The sequence below is a fragment of the Massilia antarctica genome, assembly GCF_015689335.1.
GTDB lineage: Bacteria > Pseudomonadota > Gammaproteobacteria > Burkholderiales > Burkholderiaceae_D > Telluria_A > Telluria_A antarctica.
The window spans coordinates 2,483,661-2,499,921 of the sequence record NZ_CP065053.1 but is presented as its reverse complement, the minus strand read 5'-3'; the positions used below and the strand labels follow the sequence as shown (position 1 = coordinate 2,499,921).

Here is a 16,261-nt window from a genome sequence, read left to right as displayed (position 1 = left end):
CGCTGCGCCGGCGTGCCGCGTCAGGCCGGCGCTTGAGCGGCCACAACTGATGGAAAGCGGACCGCCCGTAATCTGGCTGGACAGGCGCGGCTGCGCCGACATCCACGGAGCGCCCACAAGGCTGCCCGTGCGCGCGTCGCGCCTGACTATTCCTTGCCCGGCTGGCCAGTCCGTCTTGCCGCAACGGCGCGGCCGGTGGCGAGGAGTTCGCGTATCGCTTGCGGCGCAACCCATCAAGGTGAACATCATGGCTATCAGAAAAGATCTCGACGGTCTGCGGATGCAGCTACCCGGCACACCGGCAATCTACCTCATCGATCAGGGCGTGAAACGGCACATCCCCGACCCGGACACGTACAACAAGCTGTTCCGCGATTGGAATGGCGTCGTGCAAGACCCGCATCTGAACAATATCGATACGGGAACACCGCTCAGCCACGGCGCCGTGCTGGCGCAGGCGTTCGGCGATGCGGCGGTGTACCTGATCGACAATGGCGTCAAGCGCCACATTGCGTCGCCGGCAACGATGGACCGCTATTATTTTGACTGGAACAAGATCCAGCACGTGGCGCCGATCCTGATCCGCTCGATCCAGAACGGTCCCACGATTGCCTGGCCGGAGTAAAGGCCCCCCTGGCGTCCGGCCGGACCTGCGCACGTCCGGTCCGCTGCCGGCGCCCCGCTGTGGCCTGCCACCCCGCCGGCATGCTTCAGCCGCAACGGCAGAATGGCGACACGGCAATATCTCCAATCCGAAATTCGATAAGCTGGTTTTCTGTGCGGCAATTTTTGCCCGCATCTCTTGCCAAAGACTGGAAAACCATGAATTTTCGCGTCCTCCGCATTTTGCCGTCGCTCACTCATCTCCTGCGTGTCATATTCCTGTTCGTCGCGCTGATACATGGCAACGCGCACGCGGAAAACGGCCTGCCCGAAGGAACCTTAGGCTGGACGTACTACACAGGGGTGGTGGGACCAGAAGCATATGCACCCGACCCGCTGACCGCTTGTCAGAAGACCGCGATGAAACACATGGGACGGCCGCTGAAGGCGATGCGGCCGCATGACGGTCACCGAGACTGGTATGCCTGCATCTACCCGCATTTTTTGAGGGCCGGTGGTGTGGAAGTGTATGGGGGCACCCTCCTGATGTGCACGCAGGGGTACAAGCCTTATCCTCAAGGCGTCTGCCTCAAGGAAAAGCCGGAAATCCCCGTTCCCTTGTCATGCGAAGGCTCGGCGGGGAATCCGGTTCAATTTGTCAGCGGCGCCAAAGTCCAGCATGAAACCGACCTCGTTGCAGGACCCGGTGACGCCTTGCGTATCGGGCGCACCTACCGCAGCGTGCGCGAAAACGGCCTCGGACAATCAGCCGGCATGGGCTGGTCGTTTTCCTTCGAGCGCGCCTTCCATGCCCCCAGGGACTTCGGGACCACCATCAGGCGGAAAGTCAGTGGCGCCCTCAGCGACGGCAGCTATTTCCAGTTTTCGCGCCAGGCCGACGGCACCTACCGTTCCGACTACGACAGGAGCATGACCCTGGTAGCGCAAGAGAACGATGCCGGCTGGCTGCTGACGACGCCCGACGGAACGGTCGAACGTTTCACCAAGATCGACGACGGTTTCAGGCTCAGCAGCGCATACACCCGCAACGGCACGGTGACTCATTACGCTTACGATGAGAACAAGCAGCTCGCCAGCATGACCGACGCCGGCGGCCGTGGCGTGACGATCAGGTGGGAGGGCGACACCATCGCGTCGATCTCCGGCTCCACCGGCAGTGTGCGTTACGAATACGAGCAGGCGGCCGTGCCCGGCTATGGGCCGATTGAAGGCATGGGCCGCCTGGTCGGCGTGCATTTCCTCGACCGCGCCGGCGCCGACATGGCCTCGCGGACTTACCACTACGAAGATGCCAACCAGCGCTTCCTATTGACGGGCATCACCGACGAACACGGCAAGCGCTTTGCCACGTACGCTTACAACATCGATGCCAAGGCCGTGCTGTCGGAGCACGCCGGCGGCGCGCAACGCTACACGTTTGCCTATCCCAACCGGAACAGCCGGATCGTGACCGATCCGCTCGGCAGCAGCCGCACCGTGTCCATTGCGTACGGCACCGACGGTACGGGCAGAATTACCGCGCAAAGCCAGCCAGCCGGTGCCGGCTGCGCCGCCGGCGCCAGTGCCAAGGCCTACAGCGTCAACGGCGATGTCACGAGCAAAACCGACTTCAACGGGAACAAGACCTGCTTTATCAGCGACCCGCTGCGCGGAACGGAAAACGCACGCATCACGGGGCTGGCCACAGGCGCCGCGTGTCCCGCGAGCGCACGCAAGAACAGCACGCGCTGGCATCCGGATTGGCCTTTGGCTGTCGGGCTTGCCGGGCCGGCACGCCTGGAAACCAAGGTGTACAACGGCCAGCGGGAGGCCTCCGGCAAGGTAGTCGAGTGTGCCGGGGGCGCGCTGCTGCCCAACGGGAAACCGATTGCCGTCGTCTGCCGTGCGACCGTGCAGGCGAGCACCGACGGCAATGGCGCGCTCGGTTTTGCGGCGACCGGGACCGGCCCGGTCCTTGAATGGCGCTACACCTACAATCGAAGCGGGCAGTTGTTGACGAGTAGCGGACCGGCCGATGCGAATGGCAAGGCTGAATCGGCCAGCATGATCTATTACGCCGACACCAGCGCAAGCCACCATCCAGGCGACCTGGCGAGCGTGCGCAACGGCATTGGGGAAGTCACCAGTTACCTCGAATACAGCGAGGATGGCTTGCCGACCAAAATTGCGCTTCCGAATGGCCACATTGTGGAATCTGAATACGGCCTGCGCCAGCGCTTGATATCCAGCACCATCCGCGCGGCCAGCGGAGAGGCCGCAACCACGCGCTACGAGTATGACCTCATAGGCCAGTTGATCCGCATGGTGGCGCCCGACGGTTCGGCGCTGGAGTACACGTACGATGATGCCCACCGCCTCACCGGCCTGCGCGACCGTGCCGGCAACCGGATCGACGTCACGCTCGATGCGATGGGTAATACCCTACGCCAGGAAGTAAAAGACCCGAACGGCAAACTCGTCGGGCAGAGCGCGCGCGCCTTCGACGCCCTCAATCGCCTGCAGCGCGAACAGAAAAGCGCGAACGATCCAGGTACGCGCTTCGAGTACGATTCGGTCGGCAACCTGACATCGAGCACCGATCCATTGGGGCACGTCAGCCAGGGAACTTACGACACGTTTAACCGTCTGATACAACAGGCGCTGCCCGCGGCAAATGCCACGGGCAAGCAGGCCACGATTGATTACGCTTACACGCCGCAGGATCAGCTTGCGTCTGTGGTCGATCCGCGCCACTTGCAGACGCGCTATGTGGTCAACGGACTGGGACAGCAAACGGCCCTGATCAGTCCTGATACCGGCACAACGACCACGCAGTTCGACGCAGCGGGAAACGCGCTATCGCGCCTTGATGCCGGAGGCCGCAAAACTGTCTACCGGTATGACGCGGCGGGCCGTGTGAGCGCCATCGGCACCAGCACGTTTGACTATGGCGCAGGCGGCAGTCCCGCAGCGGGCCGCGTCACGACCATGACGGACGAGGCGGGAAACACCACATACGCCTACGACGCCATGGGGAGGCTATTGAAGAAGGAGCAGACGAGCGGCGCGGCCGCAAGGCGCTTCGCGACTGCCTACACGTATGGCAGCACGGGCGGCGCGGTGGGCCATGTCACCTCGATGACTTACCCCAGCGGCAATCGTATCGACATCACTTACGACAGCAATGGAAAACCGTCCTCCCTGGACCTGACCCGCCCGAATGCGGCGCGCGTGACGATTCTCAGCGAGATGAGGTACCAGCCGTTCGGCGCCGCGCGCTCATGGTTATGGGGTAATCACAGCGCGGGCAGTCCCAACAAGTATGAGCGCCAGTTCGACCTTCAAAACCGGCTAGTGAGCTATCCGCTTGGTCACCTGATGGCTGGTGGGGCGCTGCGCACGCTCGGTTATGACGCCGCCGGGCGGATCGTGGCCAGCACCCACACAGGAAACGCCGCCTCAGGCAAGCTGGATCAACGCTACAGCTACGATGGACGTGATCGCCTGATCGGCGTTACCACCGCCACCTCCGCTCAAGGCGTCGAGTACGATGCCAACGGTAACCGGACCAAAGTTATTCTTGGAGCCAATAGCTACCTCAGCACGATCGACCCTGGCAGCAACCGGCTGGCTGCAACGTCCGGGCCGTTGCCGGCGAAACGCAATGTGTTCGACGCAACGGGTAACCTCATCAGTGATGGAACGATCCGCTACGCTTACGGCAACAACGGGCGGCTGAGCAGTGTCACGGGTGTGGGTGGCGCGGGCGTTCAATACCTCTACAACGGCTTGGGCCAACGTACGGTAAAGTCAAATACGGCTGGTTTTTCCACGTACTTTGTCTACGATGAGTCCGGGCGAATGATCGGCGAGTACGATAGCGCCGGCACGCCAATACAGGAAACAATTTACTTTGAGAATTTGCCGGTCGCCGTCATCACGCCGCGTGCTACGGGTGCCGGAGAAACTGCGTTTTATATCTACGCCGATCACCTCGGGGCGCCGCGGGTCGTGACCCGTCCCAGCGACAACAAGATAATGTGGCGCTGGGATAGCGCAAATCCATTCGGAGAAGATCCGCCGGATGAGAACCCAATGCGCTTGGGGAATTTCATCTACAACCTTCGTTTCCCTGGACAGTATTATGATCGCGAGACAAACCTCTATTATAACTACTACAGGGATTATGATCCGCAGACGGGCCGCTATATACAGAGCGATCCGATCGGTTTAAAAGGCGGAATTAATACTTATACTTATGTCTTGGCTAACCCTCTTAGCTACATCGATCCAACAGGGCTGGTGACATGGACCGGCACAGTTCTTGGCGGATTCGTTGGCGCGAGCGTTCTCTCAGCCGGACTGGATATTTATACCTTAACCTCTGAATGCATAAATGGCAAGAGAACTGTGGTTAAAGTCATATCGTTATACACATCTTTTTCCGCGCAACGTCATTTCAGCCCGGGGCGGCGATTTCCATGAGGTTTTGCCTAAAAATTAAGCGAAATGCGGGTATTTTAAGATCAACCGCACTGATTCTCTGTCGTTTCATGTCGACGGCGCCCTAGCGATGTCAGGCGCAAGTCGTTGATTTTATTATAAAAAAAGATGTGTATAACGACATGGGTTAAAGTACGAGGAATGTATTTAAGTGCAGGGCTATCGTTTCCCATTGGTTATACAGGCTCAAACGTCACATTGAATGATTCCTCATCCACCCCTGATCCGAACGTCTTTAATGGCGATTATTATAAAATGGCGGGTGGAATTTCTTGGGGCGGAGGGGTGAGCTATGGTGCAGTTAAGGTTGGGAGGGCGGGATCCGATCTGGCATTTTCCGGAGAGGCTGGAATTGAAGCCAGTTTTTCCGTGGCCCCGATAGGATCCTCTAAAGTAATCTCTTCGCGCGAAGAGACATGTTCCTGCAAATAGGTTAATTCGATGTGCGACATTCAAATGATCATGTTTATAACAACAATATCAAGTGCGATCGCGTGCACATTACTTAATATTATTCTGATAGTCCGCTTAAGAGATCGGCATTGGGATATTTACAGCACATTAAAAATGCCCAGCCTGTTTTATTTTGTGAATATTGACTGGATGTTAAAACCCGAGTTCTTTGCTTGGCTTTGGTCAAGCGAACATAGAAAATTGAAGGACGATGGCCTAAGCAAACAGGCTCTATGACGTTTTCGGTGAAACTTGACGACCGTCGCGGTATCGCCTAATTGAAACAGACCTTTTTCCTGCTGTCTGCAAGGGATTGACAGGCAAATGAGTCAGCTTGGACATGCGCAGATAGGCGATGGCAATGAAATTGGCGGCGCTGCGGAAACCGCGCGCTGCACGCTTGGATTGCTGAAGCATGCCGTTCATCGCTTCGACATAGGCGTTACTGCGGCCATCGAGCATGCCGCGCACGACGCCCGGCAGTCGCTCGCGCAGCGTCAACGCCAGCTTCTTGAACGGCTCGAGTCGACTCCGGCGAGCCCACGACATCCAACTCTCCAGCGCTGACTGCGCCACCTCCGCGTTGTTGGCGGTAACGGCCTGCCGATAGGCGTCCCGCAATGCTTCCTTCAGCCGCCACGCCCTTGCAGTCTTGAGTCGGGAGCGCTGCAAGAGATACATCGTGTCGCGTTGGCGTGCCGTCCAGCTACGCGCGTCGCGACGCATTCCCCACATCAATGCGCGGACGGTCTTGCGTTCGGTGCCCAAGGCGCTGCGAACGACACGCGGCTGTTCCGCCATTTCCAGCTTGCGGACCTTGTCCATGGCATCGTTGGCCATGGCAATGACGTGGAAACGGTCGAAGCTGATCTGAGCCTGCGGCAATTGCTCGGTGACGCCCTTGACGTAGGCCTGGCTCATATCCATACAGACATGCGCGATTCCCTGCACCTGCCCGCCATGGGCAATCAGATCGGCCTTGAAAGCGGCTACCGTCTCGTGGCCGCGGCCTTCGGTGGCGAACAGCAGGCGCTTGGCGTCCAGATCGTGAACAACAGTCACATACTGGTGACCGCGCCGAAGGCTGGTCTCGTCGATGCCGATGAGCTTCACGTCGCTCATGTCATCCTTGCCGCGCGCCACCGCGACGTAATGGCCGACGCTGCGCCACAGGCGATGCGCCGTCACACGCAGCAGCCGGGCGGTCTCGGCCACCGTCATCGTCTGGCACAAGGACATGGCCAGCGCCTCGAAAAGCAAGGTGAAATGACTTCCAGGTCGCGACCACGGCACCTCAATGCGCGAGGTCTTGCCGCAGGAGCGGCAGCGCACGCGCGGTACTTCGGCGTGCACCCAAGCTTCATATTGGAAGAAATCGAGATGTCGCCAGCTGCGCCGCATGCGGCTGTGGATCTTCTGTGCTGGTGTCTCGCAAACGGGGCAGGCCATCTCCTCGCTTTGATAGCGTACTTCAAAATCGATCCGTCGCGCCCCAGTGTCGAGCTTGAATTCAGTCACCTCCCACGGAGCTTGCAAGCCCAGCGCGGTGGTGAACAAGGTTTCCATGCTAATACTCAAACTGCCTTCTCCAGCCGGATACGCCGGCACGCCTGTTATCCATGGTCATCGCCACGGCCTGCCGCGTCGACGACCATGGCCCAGCGTATGCGCCCTACATGCCGTCAAGGGTGCGCTACGCCGGCACGCGCACAACGCGCGCCGCCCTTGACCGCATTCCGGGACGGCAAAAACTCACAGCATAGCCGATGTCAAGTTTCACCGGAAACGTCATAGGGCCAGCAAACATGTCTACCGAGTTCGAACCGGGTGGATCGCCTTTCACATTTGTTTTTTCATTCTTTTTATCTTCATCATAATTCGATAGCACATGCGCTGGTGGACAGGCGCATCGGCCCCGACGTTGCCCCCGAGATGCGGCTCGCGCCCCGAAGCGCCGAGCGCAACCCGGCAGTCCGACGGCAAAGCGAAACATGAACGCAATCACGCGCCACCCCAGTCAACGCGCTCAGGCATGCCTCCCAGGCAAGCCCCCGCCCAGCCCCGGCAGCCCACACCGCCAATCGTATTCTTGCCCACCCCCGTATGATTTCTGATAGGCTCGGGCCGCGTACCAAGCATCTAACAGGATTGAATCACATGGTGAAGGCAACAAGCAGCGTGCAGGATCGCAAGCTGAGGGAATCCGAACAGCGCCGTAAAGACATCATCAAGGCCGTCAGAAAACTGATCAAGGCGGGCGGTGCGCGCGCGATAACCTTACGCAAGGTTGCCGAGGAAGCTGGCTTTTCCACCACCGTGGTGTATGCGCTGTTCGAGGACAAGGCCACGCTCATTACCCAGGCCATGGACAGCGACCTGCTCAACCTCGCCAAGGCCATGCGCGCCGCCACCGACCCGGCACTGCCGCCGATCGACAACATCAAGCGCGCCGGCCGTGCCTACGTCAAGTTCGGCATGCTCCATCCCGACCAGTACGCGCTGGTCTTCCTGGAACGCCGGCCCCACGCGCCGGTCGAAAGCGCCAAGATCGAACATGGCAACCAGTCCCAGGACCCCTACGCCTTCGGCCGCCAGCTGTTCGCGGCCCTGGCCGAATCGGGTGTGGTGCGCGCCGACCGCCTCGACTCCATGGGCCAGATCTTCTGGGAAGGTATCCACGGCATGACCTCGCTGCGGCTCGTGTTCGGCGAATCCGAACAGTGGTTCGAACACGCCGCCTTCGACCAGCACCTGGAAGACTTGCTCGATGTATTAATGACCGGAATCCTGCACCGTTTCCGCACATAAACCCCCGCAACACTCCCAAAAATAAAACGTTGTTTTATTTTTGATACGTCGTTATTATCCAGAACATTGTTCCGATAACTATGCGGCTGCGGGGTGAACGGATGCGAACGATACTGGGCATGGCGGTTTTCGCGATGGGCATGTGTGGCTGTTCGGCGTCAGTCGACAAGCCCGCCGCGGCCGATCTGCAACGGGCCCAGGCCGCACGCCCGAGCGACCCGCAACTGGCCGAACGCTACGAACGCTCCTGCATGGCCTGCCACGCCGTCGCGGCCAGCGGCGCCCCCCTCACCGGCTTCACCCCACATTGGCAACGCCGTCTCGCGCAGGGCATGGACCAGATGGTCAGGCATGCCGCCGAGGGCCTCAACGCGATGCCGGCACGGGGCCAGTGCAACGATTGCTCGCCCGACGACCTGCGCGCACTCACCCGCTTCATGAGCGCCGGGGCCACGCCATGAGCCCCCTGTCCCGGCGCCGCAGGTTGTTCCTGAAAACCGGGGCGGTGGCCGCGAGCCTGCTGGCCAGCCGCGCCATCCCGGCGCTGGCGGCGGCAGCGCCTGCCCAAGCCGCCGTCACCTGGAAAAACTGGTCGGACAGCGCGCACTGCACGGCGCGCGCCCTGGCCGCACCGGCCGACGAAGCTGCCGTCGCCGCGCTGCTGCGCGCATCGGGCGGCGCCGTGCGCTGCGTGGGCGCCGGCCATTCGTTCACTCCCCTGGTGCCGACCTTTGGTACGATCGTCTCGCTCGACCGCCTCTCCGGCCTGCGCTCCCACGACAAGGCGGCCATGAGCGCCACCCTGAAAGGCGGCACCCGCCTGTCGCAAGTGTCGCGCCAGCTCGACGGCGCTGGCCTGGCGCTGCGCAACCTGCCCGACATCGACATGCAGTCGCTGGCCGGCGCGATCAGCACCGCCACCCACGGCACCGGCGCCGCGCTGCCGGCGCTGCATGCGGACGTGATCGGCATGCGCATCGTCTCGCCGCAGGGCGACGTCACCGAGTGGCAGCAAGAGCGCCACGCCGACCAGATGGCAGCCGCGCGCGTGTCGCTGGGCAGCCTTGGCGTCATCACCGAGCTGACGATGCGCGTGGTGCCCGCGCACAGCCTGCAGCGCAAGGTGTGGCTAAAGCCGCTCGAAGAGATGCTGCAACAGGCGCCGGAACTGGCGCGCATCCATCGCCACTTTGAGTTCTACTACCTGCCTTTCACCGGCTACGCCGCCGCCATCACGCACGACGCCTACGCCGGCAGCGACATCCTGATGCCACCGTCGCAAGACGAAGACATGCTGCGCGACCTGCGCCAGCTACGCGACTGGCTCGGCAAGTTCCCCGGCTTGCGACGCTGGAGCGCGGCCAGGCTGATCGACGCGGACCTGACCGAACACGCCACCAACCGCTCGTTCCGCCTGCTCTCGAATGTGCGTCCGACCCGCTTTAACGAAACCGAATGCCACGTGCCGCGCGAGGTGGGCATCGCCTGCGTGCGCGACGTGATCCGCACCCTGGAACGGCGCAACGACGTATTCTTCCCGCTTGAATTTCGCTTCGTTAAAGCCGATGACGCCTGGCTCAGTCCCTTCTACCAGCGCGACAGTTGCTCGATCGCGGTGCATGCGGCGCACGGCGAAGCCTACGACTACCTGACCTCGGAAATCGGCCCGGTGTTTCGCAAATACGGCGGCCGTCCGCACTGGGGCAAACTGCATAACTTCAGCGCCACCGAACTGGCCGCGCTGTACCCGCGCTGGAAGGACTTCCAGGCGCTGCGCCAGCAGATGGACCCGCACGGGCGCATGCTCAATCCCCACTTGCGCGCCCTGTTCGGAGTGCCGGCATGAGGCGCCGCACCGCGCTGGCGGCCATCGCCGGCCTGGCTGGCGCCGGCGCACTGGCCCTGCGTCCGCGCGCGCACGGCGCCCCGCACGACGCCTACTTCGCGCACGTGGCCGCGGCGTTGCGCGCAGCCGGCATCGCCACGCCGACCATGGTGCTCGACCGCGACCGCATGCTGGCCAATGCCGCCCAGGTCATGCGCAACATCGGCGGGCGCATGCACCTGCGCCTGGTGGCCAAATCCCTGCCCTGCCTGCCCCTGCTCGACGACTTGATCACCGCAATGCGCACCGAGCGCCTGATGGTGTTTAACCTGGCCTACCTGGAGCAGCTGGCCGCGCAGCGCCCGGCGCTCGATCTGTTGCTTGGAAAGCCGCTGCCGGTGGCCGCCGCCGCCCAGTTCTACGACCGTTTCAAGAATGGCGGCTTCGATCCGGCGCGCCAGTTGCAATGGCTGGTCGACAGTCCCCAGCGCCTGGCACAGTACCGCGACCTGGCACGCCAGCGCCAGCTGCAGCTGCGCGTGAATGTCGAAATCGACGTCGGCTTGCATCGCGGCGGCGTTGCCAGTGCGGCCGCGCTGCAGCAGATGCTCGACATCGTGAAGTCGGAACCGCGCCTGCAGTGGTCCGGCATGATGGGTTACGACGCCCACATCACCAAGCTGCCTAACCTGCCGGGCCTGCGCGCGCGCGCCCTGGCCGACGCGCTTGGCATTTACCGCGACTATGCCGCGCAGGCCACCCGCGCGCTGCATGGCGGCGCGGCGGCGGACGGCCTGACCCTCAACGCCGGCGGCTCGCCGACTTATCGCCTGCACGACGGCAAAGGCGCGGCCAACGAAGTGGCGCTCGGCTCGGCCCTCGTCAAGCCGGGCGACTTCGACACCGCACTGCTGGGCGACCTGGCGCCGGCCGCATTCATCGCCACGCCGGTCCTGAAAGCGCCGGCGCAATTCGACATGCCGAACGGGGTCGAATGGATCGGCGCCGCCGTCCGTGCGTGGGACGTGAACCAGTCGCACGCCTGGTTCATCTATGGCGGCAACTGGCTGGCCGATCCCGTCTCGCCGGCCGGCATCGTGCCCAGCGGCCTGTATGGAACGTCGTCGAACCAGCAGGTCCTGCTTGGCTCCGGCGCACAACAACTGCACGTGGACGATGTCATCTTCCTTCGGCCACGCCAGAGCGAGTCCGTGCTCCAGCAATTCGGCGACATCGTCGTGATGGAGTCGGGCCGGATCACGCAGCGATGGCCGGTACTGACACCCATGCCATAAGCACCAAAACCGAAGCACCACAAGGAGACGAGATGCGAGCAATAGCGATGATGTTGCTGTCATGTGCATGGGTGGCGCCGGCATGGGCCGCGCCGGACACCGTACCCGGTCTGTGGCTCAGCGCCGACAAGGCCGCGGTCATCGCGTTCAAGGCCTGCGCCGAGCCGAAGGATGCGCTGTGCGGCACCATCGTCTGGGACAAGGATGCCGGCACGCCGGACGACGCGTGCGGCGTCATGATTGCCAAGCTCAATACCTGGCAGGACGACGCCTGGCGCAACGGCTGGGTGCACGATCCCCGCACCAGGAAAAACTACAAGGGCATCGTGCGCACCAAGGGCGACACCTTGCTGGTGCGCGCCTACATCGGCACCGAACTGCTGGGAGAGACCGAGATCATGACCCGCGTTGCCAGCATCCCCGCCGGCTGCAAGTCGAAGGAGACGCCATGAACAAATTTATCGTGCTGGCCGCGCTGGCGGGCGTCATCCACACCGGCCAAGCCCACGCCGCCGAGCCGGCGATCCAGAGCTACTCGCTCGACATCGAAGCGAAGCTGCTCACCGACCGCAAGAACCGCGGCGTATCCGATACCTACAACCGCCCCGGCGCCGAACTGACGATGGAAGCGGTGCACGAATCGGGCGTGGTCGGCTATCTGCAACTGGGCACGGTCCGCAAGGAGATTTTCCCGGGCACCAATAGCTTGCAGGTGACCGGCGCGCTCGGCTACCGCTGGGGCAATCCCGATGGCTGGCACTTCGGCGCTGGTGTGGCACAGGAGTGGTTCCCGGGCGCGAAGGCCAACGACGCGCCGACCGGCATCGACTGGAGCACGGGCGAACCGACGGGCGTGACCAACACCAAATTCGATACCAGCTACGGCGTGTTCGAGTTTGCCTATGGCGCCATCGAGGCACGCTATCTGTATGTCTTCAGCGACGAACTGCGCGGCAATAACACGGCCACCATCTGCGGCACGGCTTATCTGCCGGCGGTACTGGCCGGGGGCGCCCCGGGCAAGGCGATCGCCTGCTACGACGGTGGCCTCAAACACTCGCGCGGCTCGCACCTGCTCGACGTCGGCATCAAGCACAAGCTCGATGGCAGGAACAAGCTGATTGCGCACATCGGTTTTCAAAAAATGCGCCATTTCCGCGACGCCGATCTGGTTGACTACAAGCTGGGGATCGTGCACACGCGCTGGGGCCTCGATTTTGGCGCCGAGCTGGCGGGCGCCGTGCTGCGCAACCGCGAACTGGCGGTGGTGCCCGATAGTGCGGGAAATACCAGGAAGGTGGATCGCGCGGCGCTGATCCTGTCGCTGGCCAAGCGTTTTTGACAGTCCATTCTCACCAGAACAAGGAGACTCACATGGCATCGCACATCCATTCCCTGCGCTTGACCCTGGCCATCGCACTGTCGGCGGCATGCGGCGCGGCCAGCGCCGATCCTTATCTGGTCGGACGCGGCATGTCCGACATCACCGGCGAAGCCGCCGAAGTGGGCATGATGGGTTATGCCTCGCTCTCGCAAGTGAGCGCGGGCATCCACATGCGCCAGCGCGCCCGCGCCTTTATCGTGGCCGACCAGGCCAGCGGCAAGCGCATCGTCTTCGTCAACAACGACCTGGGCATGGTATTCCAGGGCGTGCAGCAGGCGGTGCTCAAGCAACTGCGGGCCAGGTACGGCAGCCTGTATGGGCCCGACAACGTAATCCTGGCGGCCACCCATACGCACTCCGGGTCGGGCGGATTTTCCCACTACGCGCTGTACAACATCACCACCTACGGTTACAACAAACGCACCTTCGACGCCGTGGTCGGCGGCATCGTGGCCGCCATCGACAAGGCGCACCGCGACTTGAAACCGGGCTCGATCGCCATCGGCAAGGGCCAGCTGACCGATGCCAGCAACAACCGCTCGCTGCCCGCCTACCTGCGCAACCCGCTGGCAGAACGCGAGCGCTGGAACAGCCCGATTGACCCGGACATGACGGTGCTGCGCTTCAGGCAAGGCGCCGATGACGTGGGCGTCATCAGCTGGTTTGCCACGCACGGCGTATCGATGACCCCCAACAACCACCTGCTCAGCTCCGACAACAAGGGCTACGCGGCCTGGCGCTGGGAACACGACCTCAAAGGTGTGCGCTACAACGCGGACGGCGATTTCGTGGCGGCCTTCGCGCAGTCGAACGCCGGCGACATGACACCCAACCTGAACCTCGACGGGACCGGCCCCACCCGCAACGAATTCGATAACACGCGCATCATCGGCGAACGCCAGTTGCAAAAGGCGCTGGCGATCTACAACGGCGCGCTCGAGCCGCTGGCCGGCACCCTGGACTACCGCCAGCGCTTCATCGATTTTTCGCGCCTCACCGTGGCCGCCAATTTTGCCGACGGCCGCGCGCGCAGCACCTGCCCGGCGGCGCTGGGCACCGCGTTCGCGGCCGGCACGGAAGATGGCCGCGGCCTGGATGGATTCAATGAAGGGGACCTGGCTGGCAATCCCTTCTTCCAGGCGATTGGCGGCATCCTCACACCAGCGCCGCAATGGGTGCGCGACTGCCATGGCGTCAAGCCGGTGCTGCTGGCGCCAGGCGTGCAGCAGCCCGTGCCCTGGTCGCCGGAAGTGCTGCCGGTATCGATCGTGCGCATCGGCCAGCTGGCGATCGTGGCCGCGCCGGGAGAGCTGACCATCATGGCCGGCCGCCGGATACGCGAGACCGTCCAGGCAGCGCTGGGCGACAGTGTCAAACATGTCGTCATCGCCGGCTATGCCAACGCGTACTCCGGCTACATCACCACACCCGAGGAATACGACGCCCAGCACTACGAAGGCGCCTCTACCCACTTCGGCAAGTGGACACTGGGCGCCTATCAGCAAAGCTACCACGAACTGGCCACGGCGATGCGCCAGGGCGTGCCGGCCTATCCCAGCGCGCCCACGCGCGACCTGTCGAACCAGCAGCTGTCGTTCCAGACCGGCGTGGTCCTCGATAACACGCCGCTGTTCAAGAGTTTTGGCGACGTGGTACGCCAGGCCAACGCCAGCTACGCGCGCGGCCAGCGGGTCGATGTCGAGTTCTGGACCGGGCATCCGAAAAACGACCTGCGCCAGAACGGCAGCTTCCTTGAAGTGCAGCGCTGGGAAGGCGCCGCCTGGCGCACCGTCGCCACCGATGGCGACTGGAACACCATCTACCGCTGGGTGCGGGTCGATCCGGTGTGGGGCAGCTCCAAGGCCGCCATTTCGTGGGACATTCCCGCCGACGCTGCCCCCGGCCAGTACCGGATCCGGCATGACGGCAACTACAAGAATGGCTGGGATGGCAGCATCCGCGCGCTGAGCGGCACCAGCCGCACCTTCCAGGTCAACTAAGGAAGCAAACTCACGTTGGCCCATCGAGCCTGGATTTTCAACCACCGGAGATCAGTATGCCGCACGTTCTACGACTTGTTCTATCCTGCCTGTGCCTGGGCGCCCTGTTTGGCAACGCGGCGCACGCCGAATCGTATGTGTATGTCACCAACACCACCGCCGCCCCGGTCACGGTCCAGGTCAGCCAGAGCGGCGACGCGCAGCTTGCGCTGGGCAGCAGTTGGGGACGGGAAGCGAGCGTGATTCCCGCCTACGCCACCCGGCGTGTGATGTGGATGAACCGGAACATCGGCATCACCAATGGCAAGACGTTTTATTTCGACACCACCGTGAGCAGCGGCGACAGCAGCATGGTGCTGCGCCAGAAGCTGACCGGCACGCTTTTTTCAAGCAACCTGTTGCACTCCGCGCGTGGCGCCGGCTTCGACGATCCATGGTACGGCGACCGCAACGTCCATCAGCGTGACACCACGTTCGCGCAGAAGGCGTCGGTGACCTCCTACCGCGCCAAATTCACCGGCGGTTACGACGACCTCCACTACGTGGTTCACAACAAAAACGCGGTCGAGCCGGCAAGCGCGCCCGACGAATTCAAGGTCCTGACCTATAACGTATGGGCCCTGCCGGTGGTCGCCAGTAATATTTGCGCGCGGCTGGACGAGATTGCCGCCAATCTGGACGGCTACGACGCGGTAACGCTGCAGGAAATCTTCGACAATGACTGCCGCGCGCGCTTCCTCTCCAAGGTTGGCACCGCCTTCCCCTATCAGTCGCGTCTGGTCGATATTCCTTCCAACATCTTCCTCAATGGCGGCACCATGGTGCTCAGCCGCTGGCCGATCATGGCCGACGACATCATTGTGTTCGACCGCTGCGTCGGCGACGACTGCCTGGCGAACAAGGGCGCCAATTATGTCCAGATCCTGAAGAACGGCAAAGCCTACCACCTGAGCAACACCCATACGCCGTCCAGGGATAGCGATGAAGCCCGCCAGACGCGTTTCCATGCCCTCGAACAAATCCGCGCCATGCTCGACAGCAAAAAAATCCCCGCCTCGGACGCGCTGCTGATCGCCGGCGACATGAATATCAACAAGCTCAAGTTCCCGGACGATTACGCTCGCATGCAGTCGATTCTGCGGGCCTCGGCGCCGGCGAGCACCGGTTACCCTTACACGTTCGATGCGGCGGTCAATGTCAACGCCACCAGTGCGCTGTCTGGCGGCACCACCGAATACCTCGATTACATCATGGTGGCCAACGACAACCGGCAGCCGGTGCGCAAGGAGAACAACGTGCGCATCCTGCGCAGCCTGCGCGACGAGGTGTGGTACGCGCATGACCTGTCGGACCACTTCCCGGTGGCCGGCTTGTTCGCCTATTGAGCCGG

At 62.6% G+C, this 16,261-nt stretch carries 11 protein-coding genes; 10 read left to right on the top strand and 1 reads right to left on the bottom strand.

Features of this window, described 5'->3' with window-relative positions; translation table 11 throughout:
• The first annotated feature begins 247 nt into the window (after positions 1-247).
• Positions 248-625 (top strand): hypothetical protein, encoded by a 378-nt coding sequence (locus tag IV454_RS11350; protein ID WP_206091536.1) that lies wholly within the window; start codon positions 248-250, stop codon positions 623-625.
• Between the two features lie 197 nt (positions 626-822).
• Positions 823-5,088, top strand: a complete 4,266-nt coding sequence (locus IV454_RS11345) for an RHS repeat-associated core domain-containing protein (protein ID WP_206091535.1) — start codon at positions 823-825, stop codon at positions 5,086-5,088.
• Positions 5,089-5,790: 702 nt separating this feature from the next.
• Here the strand turns inward: IV454_RS11345 and IV454_RS11340 are convergent.
• A complete protein-coding gene (locus IV454_RS11340) occupies positions 5,791-7,137 on the bottom strand; it encodes an ISL3 family transposase (protein ID WP_229521887.1) in 1,347 nt (448 codons plus the stop codon).
• 579 nt (positions 7,138-7,716) lie between these two features.
• Here IV454_RS11340 and IV454_RS11335 point away from each other — a divergent pair.
• The 8 genes from IV454_RS11335 to IV454_RS11300 all read left to right on the top strand — a co-directional run bounded on the left by IV454_RS11335 (position 7,717) and on the right by IV454_RS11300 (position 16,256).
• Positions 7,717-8,367, top strand: a complete 651-nt coding sequence (locus IV454_RS11335; protein WP_206091534.1) for a TetR/AcrR family transcriptional regulator — start codon at positions 7,717-7,719, stop codon at positions 8,365-8,367.
• A gap of 101 nt (positions 8,368-8,468) precedes the next feature.
• Positions 8,469-8,828 (top strand): c-type cytochrome, encoded by a 360-nt coding sequence (locus tag IV454_RS11330; RefSeq protein WP_206091533.1) that lies wholly within the window; start codon positions 8,469-8,471, stop codon positions 8,826-8,828.
• Positions 8,825-10,213: a D-arabinono-1,4-lactone oxidase gene (locus tag IV454_RS11325; RefSeq protein ID WP_206091532.1), complete on the top strand. Its 1,389-nt coding sequence runs from the start codon at positions 8,825-8,827 to the stop codon at positions 10,211-10,213. The genes IV454_RS11330 and IV454_RS11325 overlap by 4 nt, the downstream gene beginning before the upstream one ends.
• Positions 10,210-11,487 (top strand): alanine racemase, encoded by a 1,278-nt coding sequence (locus IV454_RS11320; protein ID WP_206091531.1) that lies wholly within the window; start codon positions 10,210-10,212, stop codon positions 11,485-11,487. Before IV454_RS11325 ends, IV454_RS11320 begins: the two co-directional genes overlap by 4 nt.
• A gap of 32 nt (positions 11,488-11,519) precedes the next feature.
• Positions 11,520-11,939 (top strand): DUF2147 domain-containing protein, encoded by a 420-nt coding sequence (locus tag IV454_RS11315; RefSeq protein WP_206091530.1) that lies wholly within the window; start codon positions 11,520-11,522, stop codon positions 11,937-11,939.
• Positions 11,936-12,829 carry a TorF family putative porin gene (locus IV454_RS11310; RefSeq protein WP_206091529.1) on the top strand — a complete coding sequence of 298 codons (894 nt, stop codon included), beginning with the start codon at positions 11,936-11,938 and terminating at the stop codon, positions 12,827-12,829. The genes IV454_RS11315 and IV454_RS11310 overlap by 4 nt, the downstream gene beginning before the upstream one ends.
• Positions 12,830-12,861: 32 nt before the next feature.
• On the top strand, positions 12,862-14,871 hold the full coding sequence (locus IV454_RS11305) for a neutral/alkaline ceramidase (protein WP_206091528.1): 2,010 nt from the start codon (positions 12,862-12,864) through the stop codon (positions 14,869-14,871).
• 56 nt (positions 14,872-14,927) lie between these two features.
• Positions 14,928-16,256 carry a sphingomyelin phosphodiesterase gene (locus IV454_RS11300; protein ID WP_206091527.1) on the top strand — a complete coding sequence of 443 codons (1,329 nt, stop codon included), beginning with the start codon at positions 14,928-14,930 and terminating at the stop codon, positions 16,254-16,256.
• The last annotated feature ends 5 nt before the right edge of the window (positions 16,257-16,261 follow it).

Bases quoted from the DNA above. Each gene is read 5' to 3' on its own strand.
- IV454_RS11315 (WP_206091530.1), top strand. From the start codon at position 11,520: ATGCGAGCAATAGCGATGATGTTGCTGTCATGTGCATGGGTGGCGCCG.
- IV454_RS11330 (WP_206091533.1), top strand. From the start codon at position 8,469: ATGCGAACGATACTGGGCATGGCGGTTTTCGCGATGGGCATGTGTGGC.
- IV454_RS11325 (WP_206091532.1), top strand. From the start codon at position 8,825: ATGAGCCCCCTGTCCCGGCGCCGCAGGTTGTTCCTGAAAACCGGGGCG.
- IV454_RS11345 (WP_206091535.1), top strand. From the start codon at position 823: ATGAATTTTCGCGTCCTCCGCATTTTGCCGTCGCTCACTCATCTCCTG.
- IV454_RS11335 (WP_206091534.1), top strand. From the start codon at position 7,717: ATGGTGAAGGCAACAAGCAGCGTGCAGGATCGCAAGCTGAGGGAATCC.
- IV454_RS11350 (WP_206091536.1), top strand. From the start codon at position 248: ATGGCTATCAGAAAAGATCTCGACGGTCTGCGGATGCAGCTACCCGGC.
- IV454_RS11300 (WP_206091527.1), top strand. From the start codon at position 14,928: ATGCCGCACGTTCTACGACTTGTTCTATCCTGCCTGTGCCTGGGCGCC.
- IV454_RS11305 (WP_206091528.1), top strand. From the start codon at position 12,862: ATGGCATCGCACATCCATTCCCTGCGCTTGACCCTGGCCATCGCACTG.
- IV454_RS11320 (WP_206091531.1), top strand. From the start codon at position 10,210: ATGAGGCGCCGCACCGCGCTGGCGGCCATCGCCGGCCTGGCTGGCGCC.
- IV454_RS11310 (WP_206091529.1), top strand. From the start codon at position 11,936: ATGAACAAATTTATCGTGCTGGCCGCGCTGGCGGGCGTCATCCACACC.